At 48.9% G+C, this 16079-nt stretch carries 17 protein-coding genes and 1 pseudogene; 16 read left to right on the top strand and 2 right to left on the bottom strand.

Annotated features, from left to right (window positions below; all coding sequences use genetic code 11):
* Window positions 1-225 precede the first annotated feature (225 nt).
* Both rluC and C2M35_RS02890 read left to right on the top strand, forming a co-directional pair.
* Window positions 226-1188: a 23S rRNA pseudouridine(955/2504/2580) synthase RluC gene (gene rluC / locus C2M35_RS02895; protein ID WP_105200475.1), complete on the top strand. Its 963-nt coding sequence runs from the start codon at window positions 226-228 to the stop codon at window positions 1186-1188.
* On the top strand, window positions 1172-1822 hold the full coding sequence (locus C2M35_RS02890; protein ID WP_325034831.1) for an HAD-IA family hydrolase: 651 nt from the start codon (window positions 1172-1174) through the stop codon (window positions 1820-1822). Before rluC ends, C2M35_RS02890 begins: the two co-directional genes overlap by 17 nt.
* Window positions 1823-1853: 31 nt before the next feature.
* Here C2M35_RS02890 and C2M35_RS02885 read toward each other — a convergent pair whose 3' ends face one another.
* Window positions 1854-2441, bottom strand: a complete 588-nt coding sequence (locus C2M35_RS02885) for a Maf family protein (protein ID WP_105200474.1) — start codon at window positions 2439-2441, stop codon at window positions 1854-1856.
* A 120-nt stretch (window positions 2442-2561) separates the two neighbouring features.
* Here C2M35_RS02885 and yceD point away from each other — a divergent pair, with 120 nt between their 5' ends.
* The 14 genes and pseudogenes from yceD to C2M35_RS02815 all read left to right on the top strand — a co-directional run bounded on the left by yceD (window position 2562) and on the right by C2M35_RS02815 (window position 14293).
* Complete coding sequence (yceD, locus tag C2M35_RS02880) at window positions 2562-3086, top strand: 23S rRNA accumulation protein YceD (protein ID WP_105215446.1); 525 nt, start codon at window positions 2562-2564, stop codon at window positions 3084-3086.
* Between the two features lie 10 nt (window positions 3087-3096).
* Window positions 3097-3267 (top strand): 50S ribosomal protein L32, encoded by a 171-nt coding sequence (rpmF, locus tag C2M35_RS02875; protein ID WP_105190738.1) that lies wholly within the window; start codon window positions 3097-3099, stop codon window positions 3265-3267.
* A gap of 11 nt (window positions 3268-3278) precedes the next feature.
* Complete coding sequence (gene plsX / locus C2M35_RS02870) at window positions 3279-4325, top strand: phosphate acyltransferase PlsX (RefSeq protein WP_105264565.1); 1047 nt, start codon at window positions 3279-3281, stop codon at window positions 4323-4325.
* A gap of 66 nt (window positions 4326-4391) precedes the next feature.
* Entirely contained in the window at window positions 4392-5321 is a 930-nt protein-coding gene (gene fabD / locus C2M35_RS02865) for an ACP S-malonyltransferase (RefSeq protein WP_105264564.1), read from the top strand.
* Between the two features lie 12 nt (window positions 5322-5333).
* Entirely contained in the window at window positions 5334-6080 is a 747-nt protein-coding gene (fabG, locus tag C2M35_RS02860; RefSeq protein ID WP_105200470.1) for a 3-oxoacyl-ACP reductase FabG, read from the top strand.
* A 243-nt stretch (window positions 6081-6323) separates the two neighbouring features.
* On the top strand, window positions 6324-6560 hold the full coding sequence (acpP, locus tag C2M35_RS02855) for an acyl carrier protein (protein WP_010374019.1): 237 nt from the start codon (window positions 6324-6326) through the stop codon (window positions 6558-6560).
* An 84-nt stretch (window positions 6561-6644) separates the two neighbouring features.
* Window positions 6645-7884, top strand: a pseudogene (gene fabF, locus C2M35_RS02850) (beta-ketoacyl-ACP synthase II).
* 82 nt (window positions 7885-7966) lie between these two features.
* Window positions 7967-8779, top strand: a complete 813-nt coding sequence (pabC, locus tag C2M35_RS02845; protein ID WP_105264563.1) for an aminodeoxychorismate lyase — start codon at window positions 7967-7969, stop codon at window positions 8777-8779.
* Window positions 8776-9765 carry an endolytic transglycosylase MltG gene (gene mltG, locus C2M35_RS02840; protein ID WP_105264562.1) on the top strand — a complete coding sequence of 330 codons (990 nt, stop codon included), beginning with the start codon at window positions 8776-8778 and terminating at the stop codon, window positions 9763-9765. The genes pabC and mltG overlap by 4 nt, the downstream gene beginning before the upstream one ends.
* Window positions 9755-10378, top strand: coding sequence for a dTMP kinase (gene tmk / locus C2M35_RS02835; protein ID WP_105200466.1), 624 nt, complete (start codon window positions 9755-9757; stop codon window positions 10376-10378). The genes mltG and tmk overlap by 11 nt, the downstream gene beginning before the upstream one ends.
* Window positions 10378-11277 (top strand): DNA polymerase III subunit delta', encoded by a 900-nt coding sequence (gene holB, locus C2M35_RS02830; protein WP_105258415.1) that lies wholly within the window; start codon window positions 10378-10380, stop codon window positions 11275-11277. The genes tmk and holB overlap by 1 nt, the downstream gene beginning before the upstream one ends.
* Before the next feature lie 13 nt (window positions 11278-11290).
* Entirely contained in the window at window positions 11291-11617 is a 327-nt protein-coding gene (locus C2M35_RS02825; protein WP_105200464.1) for a PilZ domain-containing protein, read from the top strand.
* 34 nt (window positions 11618-11651) lie between these two features.
* Window positions 11652-12431 (top strand): TatD family hydrolase, encoded by a 780-nt coding sequence (locus C2M35_RS02820; protein WP_105200463.1) that lies wholly within the window; start codon window positions 11652-11654, stop codon window positions 12429-12431.
* Window positions 12432-12451: 20 nt separating this feature from the next.
* A complete protein-coding gene (locus C2M35_RS02815; protein ID WP_234000014.1) occupies window positions 12452-14293 on the top strand; it encodes an alkaline phosphatase D family protein in 1842 nt (613 codons plus the stop codon).
* A 316-nt stretch (window positions 14294-14609) separates the two neighbouring features.
* On the opposite strand, the gene rsmF is transcribed toward C2M35_RS02815, so the two are convergent.
* On the bottom strand, window positions 14610-16064 hold the full coding sequence (gene rsmF, locus C2M35_RS02810) for a 16S rRNA (cytosine(1407)-C(5))-methyltransferase RsmF (RefSeq protein WP_105264560.1): 1455 nt from the start codon (window positions 16062-16064) through the stop codon (window positions 14610-14612).
* Between the last annotated feature and the right edge of the window lie 15 nt (window positions 16065-16079).

Raw genomic sequence — 16079 nt, 5'->3', positions numbered from 1 at the left:
CGCATTGTTTGTCACTGCATTCACGTGGTTTCTGGGTGATAAAGCTGTGGAAATACGAGCTCGAATCTGTATGATCGCCATTCCCAGAATGTGTTGCACGCAAGTTTTGGTTAAAACCAAAGGTGATGTAAAATCTTGTGTTATGCACAGGTTTTACAAGGGCGATTATCCCACTAAAACCTCAGCATAAGCAACTAAATTATGACTCAAATCAGTGATTAGGTAATGAAAGAGACAATTGGCACCCAGGTTTGCTTTGTAACCGTTGATGAAGACTACAGCGGACAACGCATAGATAACTTTTTGATAACCAAACTCAAAGGGGTGCCAAAAAGTGCGGTATACCGTATTTTGCGCAAAGGCGAGGTGCGGGTGAATAAAAAACGTGTCAAGCCTGTGTATAAATTACAAGCGGGTGATACTGTACGTATTCCGCCGATTAAGGTGGCCGAGCGCAGCGAGCAGCCTATACCGACCAATTTAGATAAGGTGAGTAAGCTCGAAGATGCCATCTTGTTTGAAGACAAATATCTTATTGTTATCAACAAGCCTGCCGGTATGGCTGTGCACGGTGGTAGTGGCTTGAGTTTTGGTCTTATCGAAGCATTGCGTGCGCTGCGCCCCAATGACAGAAACCTGGAGCTGGTGCACCGCTTAGACCGAGATACCTCGGGCTGTCTGCTTATCTCGAAAAAACGCTCGGTCTTGAAGTCTCTGCACGAGCAATTGCGCGAAAAAACCATGGAGAAGAACTACTGGGCCTTAGTAGCCGGGCAGTGGGATGCCAAGGTGCGTAATGTGAATGAGCCGCTAAATAAAAATACCCTGCAATCCGGTGAGCGCGTGGTGCGTGTTGACCATGAGCGCGGTAAAGCCTCCCATACGCGTTTTCGCGTTCTGGAGCGTTTTGAAAATTGCTCCTTGGTGCAGGCATCACCTGTGACCGGGCGTACTCACCAAATTCGTGTGCATACTCAGTGTAAGGGTCATCCTATCGCCTGTGATGATAAATATGGCGATCAAGCTTTTGATGCGCAAATGCGTGCTCAGGGCTTAAACCGCTTATTCTTGCACGCTCGTGAGCTGCGCTTTTTCCATCCGCAAACGGAAACTACCTTGGCTCTGGAAGCGCCTTTAGATGCGGCATTGGAACATTGTTTAGGACGCTTACGTGAGCAAAATCAATAACAAAGAGCTGCTGATATTCGATTGGGACGGCACCATTATGGACTCGGTGCCGAAAATTGTGGCGACACTGCAAAGTGCGGCGCGCGCATTGAGCGTGCCCGAGCCAGACCCGGTGAGCGCAAAGAATATCATAGGCCTAAGCCTAGATACCGCGGTGGCCACCTTGTTCCCCGAGCATAGCGAGTTTCATCAGGCCCTTGAAGAGCAATATAAGCACCATTATCTGGCCGTTGACACCACACCAACGCCGCTGTTTGATGATGTTGAAAGCACGCTCACGGCGCTAAAGAATAAAGGTTATGCCTTGGCGGTGGCAACCGGTAAAAGCCGTAAGGGCTTAGACAGATTAATGGGTGAAACCGGTCTGGCGCATTTTTTTGATATAACCCGTACTGCTTGTGAGGCCCAATCTAAGCCGCATCCGCAGATGCTGGAGCAAATCCTTGATTTTTATCAACTGTCGCCACAGCAGGCGGTGATGATAGGGGATACGCAAATCGACATGCAACTGGCAGCCAATGCTGGGGTTGACAGCATAGGCGTGACCTTTGGTGTGCATGCCAAGGAAGAACTGGAAATCTTCAATCCCAAGGCGACTGTAAACAGTTATCGGGAATTATTGGCGCTATTTTAAGCGCCATTTTTGTGCTGGTGTGCTGGCACAGTTACAGCGCCAGCGGATCTATGCCCCAATCTAACAAGAGTTGGTTAAGGCGTAATAAAGGCAGGCCAACTAGAGCATTGGGATCATCGCCCTTAAGGGCTTCAAAAAGACAAATCCCTAAGCCTTCGCTTTTAAAGCTGCCGGCACAATTAAGCGGTTGCTCTTTGGCCACATAAAGACGTATTTGCTCGGCACTTAAATGGCGAAAATGAACCTCAAATGGCTCGACTATTACCGTATTTTTGCCCGTTTCTATGTCGAGCAGGGCTAAAGAGGTTAAAAAGGTGACTTTTTCGCCGCTAAAACGAGCCAGCTGCGCTTCGGCCTTGGCCACGGTGTGGGGTTTTCCAAGTATATCCCCCTGGTGCAGAGCCACCTGATCTGAACCAATCACCAGCCCTTTGTCATACAAGTTACACGCGGTTTGGGCTTTTTCCAGAGCCAAACGGCGTACCAGTTGCTCCGGCTTTTCGTCGGCTTTGGCTGACTCGTCAATTTCGGGTGAAAAATGGTGAAATTCAGGGATAATTTTTTTTAATAATTGCTGCCTAAAAGGCGAACTTGAGGCTAAGATAAAAGCTGTTTTCATTGCCCGATCATCGAATTGTTAAATATCGGCTCTAGAATACGGCGCAATCGGGCGAAAAACAAAAGGAAAGTCGAATTTTATTTTGACTCTAATGATAACTATCTATATGATGCAGCCCCTATGCAAAAGGTGAAGATTCCCGTCACCCTTGATCCGGGCAGGGCAGCACAGCGTCAGCTAAGTTATGATGGCGTGGTGATGTTTGAAGAACTTTCTCGATTCGAGCAAGTTGTGCTGGATAAAAGTGGTGAAGTAGCGGTACAAATTCATTGCAAGCAGGACGAACAAGGTTTAACTGTGCTAAGTGGTTCTTTAAAGGCCCGAGCCACCCTTATTTGTCAGCGTTGTAATGAAGAGTTTGGGTTGGATTTGGAACAAGACTTTGCGTATACGCCGGTTGGCATGGGTGCAGAGTCAGATCATCTCCCTGATTACTACGATCTTGTGGAGCTAGATGAGAACGGAGAAGTCAACATTCGACAATTAGTTGAAGACGAGTTGATTTTGGCCATTCCTATCGTGCCTATGCATGACGAAGCATCTTGTCGTTACTCAGAGCAACAAAAAAGCTTTGGTAAAATCGACGAAGAAGATGAAAAACCAAATCCATTTGAAATTTTGAAACAACTTAAGAAAGATTCTTAGGAGAAGGCTAATGGCGGTACAAAAAAGCAAGAAGTCTCGTGCAAGACGTGGTATGCGTCGTTCACACGATGCGATCAGTGGTCCAGCTCTAACAGTTGATAAAGTGACTGGTGAAACTCACCGTCGTCACCACATCACTGCAGACGGCTACTACAAAGGCGTTAAAGTAATTTCTAAGTAAGAGATTGCTTTATGCAACGCAGTCTAACCATTGCGTTAGATATGATGGGGGGCGATTACGGCCCCCGTTCATCTATCCCAGCCGCAGTTGAAGCGGTCCATCTTCATAGTTCACTTACCCTGATCCTCTGCGGTAATGAAACCCTAATTCAAGAGCAGCTTTCCCGTTTAGACGCGCTGCAGCACCCACGCTTAAAAATCAAACATTGTACGCAAATCGTCACCAATGCCGATGAACCCGCGTATGCGTTACGTAATAAAAAAGATGCGTCTATGCGTGTGGCCCTTGATTTGGTTAAATCTGGGGAAGCTCAGGCCTGTGTAAGTTCCGGCAACACAGGGGCGTTATTCGCCATTGCTCATTATGTTCTGAAAATGTTGCCCGGCATTAAACGCCCGGCGCTGATCTCTTCGGTACCCACAGAAACAAAACGACCGGTTTATTTATTGGATCTTGGCGCCAATGTCCATTGCGATGCTAATACCCTGTATCAATTCGGGATCATGGGCGCTGTGGTGGCGCGCGAGGTGCAAGACATTGAACACCCTAAGGTTAGCTTGCTCAATATCGGCTCCGAAGACATTAAGGGTCATGAGGGTATCAAAGAGGCAGCTCAGTTGATGACGCGCTGTAACAGCATTAACTACACGGGTTACAGCGAGGGTAGTGATATTTTCAGTGGCAAGGCCGATGTGATCGTCTGTGAAGGTTTTGTCGGTAATGTGGCACTAAAAACCTGTGAAGGAATTGCAAAACTGATCATGCATAAGATGACTAAAGCCTTGAAAAAGCATTTGCTTTATCGTGGCTTGGCGCTATTACTTATGCCTGTCATAAAAAAGATCTATAAAAAGGTGAACCCCGACCAGTATAACGGCGCATCTTTGGTAGGATTGCGCGGTATAGTGGTTAAAAGTCATGGAAATGCATCGGCAAGTGCATTTCTAGCGGCAATTAATGAGGCTGTTAAGGAAGTGCAACGACAGTTGCCCGAGAAGATTCAAGCGGCCTTTGCTGAGAACGAGCCAACGCCAGATACGAGCGCAGAAAACTCGTAAACTCCCTCCTCATTAATGCCTGCCAAAATTCGCGAACATCGCTAAAACAATACGAAAGAGCAGCATATGTCTGAAAAAATCGCAATATTATTTCCTGGTCAAGGCTCACAAAGCGTTGGCATGTTATCCGAGCTACTGAGCGAGTCTGAGGTAGTTAAAGCCACCTTTGCAGAAGCATCAGAAGCCCTTGGCTATGACTTGGCAGAGCTAGTGCTTAATGGTCCAGAAGAAGAGCTAAATCAAACTCACCGTACACAACCTGCGTTATTGTGTTCTTCAGTGGCTATTTTCCGTCACTGGCAACAACTAGGCGGTGTAGAGCAAGAAGTGGTATTGGCTGGTCACAGTCTAGGCGAATACTCGGCGTTGGTATGTGCCGGTGTACTGAGCCTGGCAGATGGCGTTAAGCTGGTTGAAAAGCGCGGTCAATATATGCAGCAAGCAGTACCTGCTGGTGTAGGTTCAATGGCGGCCATCATTGGTCTTGACGATGATGCAATTGCTAAAGCCTGTGCCGACAGTGCCCAAGACCAGGTAGTTGCGCCAGTGAACTACAATTCACCGGGTCAGGTGGTGATCGCCGGCAATAAAGAAGCCGTAGATCGCGCCAGCGAAGCCTGTAAAGAAGCAGGAGCTAAGCGTGCACTGCCGCTTGCGGTAAGTGTACCTTCACACTGTGAACTGATGAAGCCTGCCGCCGAGCAGCTTAAAGGCGACCTTGACGCCTTAGCACTAAACGCGCCTCAATACACGGTGATCAACAACGTTGATGTGGCTGCCGAGCAGGATGTTGAAGCCATTAAAGATGCCTTGGTACGCCAGCTTTACAGCCCAGTTCGCTGGACTGAAACCGTACAAGCCATTGCTAAAATGGGCGTTACTCAGGCCTTTGAATTTGGTCCTGGCAAGGTTCTAACCGGCCTGGTAAAACGAATTGATAAAACCCTTGATTGCAGCGCTGTTAACGACAGTGCCAGCGCAGAAGCAGCTAAATAAAAGAGAACAAAAATGGCAAATTTATTTTCCCTAGAGGGCAAGGTAGTCCTAGTAACAGGTGCAAGCCGTGGTATTGGTAAAGCAGTTGCTGAGCAATTGGTTGCGCAGGGCGCAAAAGTTGCGGGCACGGCAACCAGCGACGGTGGTGCTGAGAAGATCTCTGCTTACCTTGGTGAGAACGGCAAGGGTTATAAGCTAAACGTGACCGATGCCGAGTCAATCGAAGCAACTTTGGCGGCGATTAAAGCAGATCTGGGTGACATAGATGTATTGGTAAACAATGCCGGTATCACTCGCGATAATCTGCTAATGCGCATGAAAGACGACGAATGGCAGGATATTATCGATACTAACCTATCGTCTATCTTCCGCCTGTCAAAAGCCGTATTGCGTCCTATGATGAAGAAAAAGTCGGGCCGTATCATCAACATAGGTTCTGTTGTAGGCACCATGGGTAACGCTGGTCAGGCCAACTATGCTGCTGCAAAAGCCGGCGTAATTGGTTTTTCTAAGTCGTTGGCTCGTGAAGTGGCCTCACGTGGTATCACGGTGAACGTTGTTGCTCCTGGCTTTATCCAAACCGATATGACAGACGAGCTAACCGAAGAGCAAAAGGCGGCAACGCTTGCCAATGTACCGGCTGGTCGTCTTGGTCAACCGAATGAAATTGCAGCGGCTGTATGCTATTTGGCGTCTGACGCCGCGGCGTACGTTTCCGGCGAAACTCTGCACGTTAACGGCGCGATGTATATGGTTTAAGGCTCTATCGGGGCCAAAAAAGGTCACAAAAACTCGACTAAAAAGATTGAAGTTTTTGTGATCTTGCTTTAAACATACTTGAAATCGCTATGAAAATGGGCGATAAAAGTGCAACTTTACTTTGATACAGGTTTGACCAGAGAAAAAACTCAGGGCAAATCCTTGAATCAGACAAATATGCTGCGTAAACTACGCCGCAATCTGAAAAAATAACGCAGTAGCGTTTAAATAAAGGAAAGAAGAATGAGCGACATCCAAGAACGCGTAAAGAAAATCATCGTTGAGCAACTAGGTGTTAAAGAAGAAGAAGTAAAATCTGAAGCGTCTTTCGTTGATGATCTAGGTGCGGACTCTCTTGATACTGTTGAGCTAGTAATGGCGCTAGAAGAAGAATTTGATACTGAGATCCCAGACGAAGAAGCTGAGAAGATCACTACAGTTCAAGCTGCTATCGATTACGTTACAGCTCACGCTGAGTAATCAACGCATTTCTTTTAAGGGCAGCATCCGCTGCCCTTAGTCTATCTGAGACCCCCATCTTTTATTCCCTTTTTGGAGGACACCGTGGCTAAACGTCGAGTCGTAGTTACTGGCTTAGGTATGCTTACGCCGCTGGGTAATGATGTAGCGTCAACCTGGCAGGGCTTATTGAATGGTCAAAGTGGCATAGGTGCTATAACCCATTTCGATACAACAGATTTTGGTACCAAATTTGCTGGTTTAATCAAAGATTTTGATGCCGAAGCATACATGGCGAAAAAAGATGCCAAGAAAATGGATTTGTTTATCCAATATGGTATCGCCGCTGGTATTCAAGCCTTAGATGATTCAGGCTTGGAAGTGACCGAAGCCAATGCCGACCGTATTGGTGTTGCTGTGGGCTCAGGGATCGGTGGTTTAACACTGATCGAAGAAAACCATGAAAAACTTTTAAATGTTGGGCCGCGCAAGTTGTCGCCATTTTATGTGCCGTCAACCATCATTAATATGATCTCAGGTCACCTTTCTATTATGAAGGGCCTGCGTGGACCGAACATTTCTATCGTTACCGCCTGTACAACCGGCCTGCACAACATTGGCCATGCGGCACGAATGATCGCTTACGGCGATGCGGATGCCATGGTTGCCGGTGGTGCTGAGAAAGCCTCTACGCCTATGGGCATGGGTGGCTTCAGTGCGGCGCGTGCCTTGTCAACGCGTAACCGACAACCCGCAAGCGGCGTCACGCCCTTGGGATAAAGACCGTGACGGTTTTGTACTGTCTGACGGTGCCGGTGTTGTGGTTCTTGAAGAGTATGAACACGCCAAAGCACGTGGTGCGAAGATTTATGCCGAGCTTGTTGGTTTCGGTATGAGTGGTGACGCTTATCATATGACCTCGCCGCCAGAAGACGGCGCCGGTGCGGCACTTGCTATGGCTAACGCTATTAAAGATGCAGGCATCAATGCTGAGCAAGTGGGTTACATCAATGCTCACGGTACTTCAACACCTGCGGGTGATAAGGCCGAAACCAGTGCGGTTAAGAGCATCTTTGGCGCCGCTGCCGACAAAGTGATGGTAGGCTCGTCTAAGTCTATGATGGGTCACCTGCTAGGTGCTGCCGGTTCGGTAGAATCAATCATCACGGTACTGTCTCTACAAGACCAAAAAGTATCACCAACCATCAACCTGGATAACCCGGATGAAGGCTGCGATCTGGATTACATCGCCCACACTGCGCGTGATGTAAAACTAGACTATGCGCTGTGTAACTCGTTTGGTTTCGGTGGCACTAACGGCTCACTGCTATTTAAAAAGATCTAACAGTGAAATCAACTGCCTACCAGCGTAGACCAAGTTAGGACTAAGCTGGTAACATAAGCTCGGTTATGACCGAGCTTTTTTTATGACTAAAACTATTATAAATGGCCAGCTGGGGCACCTAATCGATATTAATGACCGCGGTTTAAACTACGGTGATGGTTTTTTTACTACGGCCAAAGTGGTCGACGCCAAGGTGCAACTATGGCCCTTACACCGTGCTCGTCTAAGTGAATGTGCCCGTTGTTTAGGCTTTGGGGATTTGGATTTTGCCGCCCTTGAGCAGGACGTGGCGCAGCTGCTCAATAGCCGCGAAAACGCCCTTGATGAGCCGGCGGTGCTTAAGGTGCTCTACACCCGTGGCAGTGGTGGGCGAGGTTATGCGCCTCCGAGTGATGTTCAGCCTACGCGCATACTTAGCTTGTTGCCTTATCCCGATGCATACCGAGAGATAGCGCAAAAAGGCCTGAGTCTTTCAGTGGCCAAAACACGGTTAGCGCAACAGCCTTTATTGGCCGGTCTAAAAACCCTCAATCGTCTTGAGCAAGTCTTTATCAAGCAAGAAGCGGCGCAGCAAAACAGCGACGATTTGTTAGTATTAGACACCACAGACAAGGTGATAGAAACATCCAGCGCAAATCTGCTGATGTATAAGCAGGGGCAGTGGTACACACCAAGCCTAGATCAGGCCGGAGTGCAGGGCGTGTATTTAGCCCATCTGCAAGAGCGTATGCCGGTGATCAGTTGTCAGCTCAATTTGGCCCAGGTATTGTCGATGGATGCGGTGTTTTGCTGTAATAGCCTGATGGGCTTGGTGCCCATTACCCGCATCGCTCACCATGATTTTAATTTGGATGTCGCTCATAGCCTGCTAGCAAAACAAGGGATCAAGATATGATAAGGGTCATTGTCGGCGTTGTATTGCTGGCGTTAGTACTTACTTCTGCTGGATATTATCAATTGCGTCAAGCCATGCTAGCGCCCTTTAATATTGAGCACACCCAATTAGTTGAAATTCCAAGCGGCACTGGTTTCAACCAGTTATGCCGTCAGTGGCAGCAAAAACAATGGGTCGAAGAGTGTTGGCCGCTGCAGGTGCTCGCCAAGCTCGATCCCACTCTGACCGATTTAAAAGCCGGCGTGTATCAGTTGGTACCGGGCACAGCGCTTGGTGCCTTTAGACAGATAAGTCAGGGTCAGGAGCATGAATTCAGCTTCACCATTATCGAAGGTGACAACCTGCGTCAGGTATTGGCACGATTGGCCCAGTCCGCATATGTGAGCGCGCCATTGCAATGGGGCGATAGCTTTATCGACCAGCCCCTGGATGAGCGTTTCGAGGGCAAGTTGTTCCCCGACACCTATCATTACCATGCTCATGAAGATGCCGAGCAGATCCTAATGCGCGCCTACAATAAAATGGAATCGCAGTTAGCCCAGATCTGGCAGCAACGTGACGAGAGCACGCCACTGAAAAGCGCTTATGAAGCCTTGATCTTGGCGTCTATTATTGAAAAGGAAACCGGTGTGGCCGGCGAGCGCGCTTTGATTGCATCCGTGTTCGTAAATCGTTTAAACAAGGGTATGCGTTTGCAAACGGATCCCACAGTGATCTATGGGATCGGTCCGGATTTCGATGGCAATATTACCCGTGCCCATTTACGCCAGACGACGCCGTACAATACCTACCGTATCCATGGCCTGCCGCCGACGCCTATTGCCATGCCATCGCGCAAAGCGCTCTTAGCAGCTGTGCAACCGGCACAGTCGGACTATTATTATTTCGTCGCCAAAGGCGATGGCAGTCATCAATTTTCCAAGCAACTCGCGGAGCATAACCGCGCCGTGCGCCAGTATCAGTTAAGAAGATCAAATGACAGCTAAGTTTATTGTGATTGAAGGCCTTGAAGGCAGTGGCAAGTCCACCGCCATGAAGGTCTGTGCCGAGCTATTAAAGAATGCCGGCATTGACTTTATCACCACGCGGGAGCCGGGCGGTACGCCTGTGGCCGAGCAATTGCGCAGTGTGGTAAAGGAATGTCAGGGTGAGCAAATCAGCACCCAAACCGAATTGCTGCTTATGTATGCGGCGCGCTCTCAGTTGCTGGAAAATGTGATCCGCCCGGCCCTGACACAGGGCACCTGGGTGCTGGGCGACCGCCATGACTTATCGTCTCAGGCCTATCAGGGCGGTGGCCGAGAAGTTGACGCCGAGGTGATGAGTTTTCTTGGCAAATATGTATTAGACGGGCTGCGCCCGGACTTGACCTTGTATCTGGATATCGACCCGGCGTTGGGCCTTGAACGTGCCCGAGGCCGTGGTGAGCTGGATCGCATCGAACAAGAAGACCTGTCGTTTTTTGTCCGCACCCGAGAGCGTTATCTGGCTTTGGCGCATGCGGATGACAGCATATATATTATCGATGCCAGTCAAAGCATGGAGCAGGTGCATCAGGCTCTTGCCGATGTGCTTGTGCCCTTTATTGCGGAGCAATAATGTATCCCTGGCTTAGCACAGTACAGCAACAATATGCCCAACAGCAGCAGCAAGGGCGATTGCACCATGCCCACCTGCTATACGGCGCTGAAGGTGTGGGAAAACGCGCCTTGGCCGAGCAGCTCAGTCAGGCGCTACTGTGCGAACAACCGCTGCAGATGCAGCCCTGCGGCCAATGTAAGGGCTGTAAGCTAATCGCTGCTGGCACCCATCCGGATTTACTTATGCTCAGCGGCGATGGCAGCAGCATAGGCGTGGATGCCATACGTGCGATCAGCGACTTTATCCAACACAGTGCCCAGCAAGGCGGCGCCAAATGCGTGATTATTCCCAATGCCCAGCGTATGACGGTAGCGGCGAGCAATGCCTTGCTGAAAACCTTGGAAGAGCCCAATAATCATTGTTATTTATGGTTATTAAGTCCAGGCACCGCCAATTTATCGGCCACCATCTTGAGTCGCTGTGCTAAGCAACAGATCACGGTGCAGGACAATGAAGCCTTGGATACCTGGCTGCAGAATCATGCCTCGTTGGCGATACAGCAGCCCTTTGCCGTACATTTTAAAACTCAGCCCTTGTTATTACGCCAATGGCAGGAAAACGATGAACTAGGGCAAATCCAAACCTTATACCAGGCGCTGTATGAACAGCAATTGGCGGGTGACGAACAAAAGCTGGTTGATATTTTGGCGCAAAACTCACAATATATTGCTATCTTTAGGCTGTTCGTCAGCCAGTTTTTATTACATAAGTCTCAGCAGGGGTTAAGCTTTACGGCTTTTGAACGCTGTTATAGGCAATTACAACACTTTAGTGAGCAGGTAACGCAAACCCCAGGGCTAAATATGTCCTTAGCACTGGCAAAGCTGTTGCGTGTATTAAAGCAAGAATTAGGATAACAAAGGAGCCGTTGTGCAAGAGTTACTTGTAGAATTAGACGATCTGGACGAATTATATCGTTGTTATATGCCTTATCTAAAAACCGGTGGTTTGTTTGTACGCACAAACATGAGCTATGAAATGGGTCAGTCTTTGGCGCTGCGCGTGAGTCTACCCAATTCCCTCGAAGAAGAGGTGGTAACAGGCAAGGTAGTATGGGTGACGCCCATTGGTGCTCAGAGCTCCAACCCGCCGGGTATCGGCATTGGCTTCGTAGATGATAAAGTGCATCTGCGTGATAAAATCGAAAAGCAGCTCGGAACCATGCTAAACTCCGGACATCCCACGTACACCATGTAAGGCCTTCGGCCTTACATTCATATTGCAGTAACACATGATTGTAGACTCCCACTGCCACCTGGATAGGTTGGATTTCGATAAGCTTGGTCAAGACTTGCCAAGTGTATTAGCTCAGGCACGCGCCAAAGATGTTGAACACTTCTTATGTGTCAGCGTGACCTTGCAGCAGTTTCCACAAATGTTGGAAAAAATCGCCGCTTTTGATGATGTTTCCGCTTCCTGCGGTGTGCATCCTTTAGACCAAAAAGATGCCTTGGATATCGACCTGCTGCGCCGTTTGGCGGTGCATGATAAGGTGGTTGCCATAGGTGAAACCGGGCTAGATTACTACTACAGCGGCGACACCAAACAGGTGCAGCAAGACAGCTTTGTCGGTCATATTCAGGTGGCCAATGAGCTTAATAAACCGCTGATCATTCATACCCGAGATGCCAAAGCCGACACCATTAATTTGATGCGTGAGCATAATGCTGAGCGCTGCGGTGGCGTCTTGCATTGCTTTACCGAAGACCTGGATATGGCTAAAAAGGCCATGGATCTAGGCTTTTATATTTCCATTTCAGGTATAGTCACTTTCCGCAATGCAGAGCAATTGCGGGATGTGGTCAAACAGGTGCCTTTGGATCGCTTGCTTATTGAAACCGACTCACCCTATTTAGCGCCGGTGCCGCATCGGGGTAAAACCAATCAACCGGCCTATGTGCAGGATGTGGCCTACTTTATTGCCGACCTCAAAGGGGTGAGTTATAAAGAGCTGGCCAGCGCAACAACGGATAACTTTTATCGTTTGTTTAACGGTATCAACAGGCGTTAAGGATTGATGGGGCCAATATTGTGACAGAATTTCCTCTGCTGCTGCTTGGCCCTTTGCTACGGCGCGCCGAGCCCGAGCTTATTCGTCTGCAACTGGCGACCTCTAAGGCGATTAACCCAAGATTAGAGCTCAGCGGGGTCGAGCTTTATCAGCAGGTGGATATGTGTCGCTTGGGCGAGCATTTATACCTTTACAACCTGACCATAACGCCCGTCAACGGCACCTTTGTAAGCGATCTTGCCATTGCCTACGAGTTGTTTGATGGCCTAGAGCGCATCGATTTAAATGCGTTTTGCTACCCAGGCCAAGCCAGCCCGACCTTATTAATACCCCAGCTATTACACTCAGTGCTGCACGGCTCTTGTCGCAATCCCCATCATTATAGTGACGATGCCCTAGTGCAAGCCGATGCCTTACTGGCACTCTCAATGGAGCACGGCAGTGAGACTCAGCGTCCGCAGCTGCTCCTGCTCTCTGGTGATCAGGTGTATGCCGATGATGTGGCGGGTCCCATGTTAATGGCGATTCATCAGTTGATTGCTAAGCTGGGGATTTACACCGAATCGGCGCCACTGTTAGCTGTGAGCGAGCAGGTTGTGGATGAGCTCTATAGGCGCGCCGAGTTGCTTCCGAAAACCCCTTGGCAGCAGCTGTCAAAGTGGCATAGCGGCTATTGGCTGCGCAAAGACGAGGCGCACTTTAGCAGCATTAAAAGTGCCAACCATTTAATCCACTTTGAAGAGTTTATTGCTCTGTACTTGTTGAGCTTTAGCGCTGCGAGTTGGCAATTGGTCGACTTTGCCCGCTTAGATCTTGCCGCCGAGCACCCACAGCATGCCCAGTTTAGCGCCGAGCGTGAGCATTTGCGTAAATTTGCCGCCAGTCAGGCTCGGGTGGCGCGGCTGTTGGCCCAGACCAGTACCTTAATGATCTTCGACGATCATGACGTTACCGATGACTGGAACCTGACCGCCAATTGGGAGCAAGCTGTGTATACCCATGGCGCCAGCCGCGGCATTATTTGTAATGCCATGTTGGCGTATGCTCTGTTTCAGGGCTGGGGAAACACGGATGCGAAACAGGACTGGCCATTTTTCTCCTTGCTCAATAGCGCCTCGCGAGAGAATCACTGGCACTTGAAGGACGTGTATAAGCCCTTACTGCATTACGACTACTGGCATTATGAGCTCCCCACCGTACCTAAGGTGGTGGTGCTCGATACCCGCACCCATAGATGGCGTAATGAGCAGGACTTTAATGAGCCCTCGGGCTTATTGGACTGGGAGCGATTACTCGAGCTGGAGAGCACCTTGGAAGGATGTGACAAGGTCTTGCTGGTTTCTGCCGCCCCCGTATTTGGGGTTAAGTCTATCGAGGCGATACAGGCGCTCTTTACCTTGTGCGGCAAGCCGCTGATGGTGGATTGTGAAAACTGGATGGCCCATGAGGGCTCAGCGAAAAAGTTACTCGATATCTTCCGGCGCTTAGAGACACCGGAAGAAACCATTATTCTCTCCGGCGATGTTCATTACTCCTTTTGCTTTTCAGTAAAGGCGCGCTTTGGTGAGCGTGATAACCGTATTTGGCAGCTGACCGCCAGTGGCATTAAAAATGAATTTCCTCGTAAGCTGATTAACTTTTTGGATAGGCTCGACTCCATACTCTATTCGCCGCGCAGCCCCTTGAATATGTTTACTAAACGTTGGCAAATGAAGGTCGATAAGCACGATACCACCACGGGGCCGCAAAAGCATTTGGTGAGCCAGGCAGCGATCAGTCTGATTGAGTTGGAGCAGGGCGAGCTGAGTCGCTATCGCTTGCTACACAGTGATGGCAGCTGCACCGAATATGAACTCGATTAAGGACGCAGAAACGCCGCAAGAATCTCTCGCAACAGCTTGAAGTTTCTTGTGAAAATTTAAAAGTGGAATAAAAAACGCCCAGGACGAATCCGCATTGTCCTGGGCCTAGGGGAATGGCTCTTGATGAGCCGTGCGCTAACTAAATAAACTGTTCACATTCGTACGGGAGAAGCGAAAGTCTTCTTAATTGTAGTTAACACACTGCAAAAAGTGAAATAAATGAACAAGATTAAAATGCATTTAAAACAGTGTGTTACTGGTCTTTGTGAAAAACTGTAAAAATAACTGGTGTTTTTTTATACCCCTTATACCCAAGTTATACCCAAGTTATTAACCGCCCATCCAGCACCAGATCCCGAGCCAGGGAGTTTTTTATTTTATTCTTCTGCCACTTACCAAGACCGACACTGGCCCCATTTAAGCGGATGATCACCTCGCCTTGAGCCGCACTTGGCTCGCTTAGGCGCACATCTTTGCCATTAAAGTAGTCGGCGCCTTGCTCGGCAGTTAATTCAATGATGTTTTTGTTGGCTAGTTTACCTAGGCAACTGCCAAATTCATGTTCAAGACGCACGCCATTTTTGTGTGTGGTGCCGATCAAGATACCGATGCGGGAGTATTTAACCGCCTCAAACAACTGCACATTCTCTGCATCCGGGAACAACCATACTTCTTTATCGCGGACATACAGGGTGCCGGGTAAGGCTTTTATCCCAAACTGCTTTTTAAGATACTGCATAAATTCTTGCAGTTGTTTCGCTGACATTGGCGCAAAAGGGAAGGTGCCTTTTTTACTTTTCGGCTCGCTGACCGCTTTGGCTCCGGTTTTCTTAAACTTGGCAATAAAGAAACCTTCGCTGTCGAACAGCTGTGGCCAGATATGCAGATAGCCTTCCTGTGTCGCCGCTTTTTCTGCGCCGGTAAACAAATCATTCAGCGGCTCTACTTCGATTAAGCCATCAAACTCGTCGAGCAGGTACTGGCACACCGTCTGATTTTCTACCGGAGTCAGAGTACAGGTGGAATAAACCAAGGTGCCGCCAACCTTAAGGGCATGGAAAGCACTTTTGATCAGCGATTTCTGTACCTCGGCGATATCGATATTCGATTGCAACGACCAGTTTTTTAACGCATCGGCATCTTTACGCACCGTGCCTTCGCCGGAGCATGGGGCATCCAATAAAATGGCGTCGAACATCTCCGGCATATAATCGCCAAATACGGCGCCATCAAAATGCGTGAGCCCAACATTATGGGCGCCGACGCGTTTAAGGGTAGCGCTCAGTGCCTTTAAACGTGACGAGGAATATTCGTTGGCGACTAAGAAGCCCTCATTATCAAGCATGGCCACTAACTGTGAGGTTTTACTGCCCGGGGCCGCAGCCATATCCAGTACTGTATGGGTAACGCCAAAGGCATTGTCTAAGGCATCTTTCAAGGCGGTGGGTGGCAGCATGGAGCTGGCCTCTTGTACATAGATGCAGCCACTTAAGTGCAAATCGGTTCTGCCCAAAGGCAGGGCCTCTTCTTCCTGCTCGGGACGCTCTAACCAATAACCTTCTTCACACCAGGGTACCTGGACTATTTGCCAGTTGCGCTCACTACATACTTGCTCAAACTCTTCGGTCGACATCTTTAGCGTATTAACCCGCACCGCGCGTTTTAGCGGGGTTTGGCAGGCGTTAATAAAGTCTTCTAGTTCAAGGTGATCGGGCAAATAGCTTTTAACATCTTCAATAAAAGCATCAGGGATATAGGTGTTGATGTTCATAGATAGGGTAATGAC

Origin of the sequence: Pseudoalteromonas sp. T1lg76, assembly GCF_002964725.1 — a bacterium.
Taxonomy (GTDB): Bacteria; Pseudomonadota; Gammaproteobacteria; order Enterobacterales; family Alteromonadaceae; genus Pseudoalteromonas.
The sequence above is the reverse complement of the archived record's forward strand: the minus strand, read 5'-3'. Positions and strand labels throughout refer to the sequence as shown.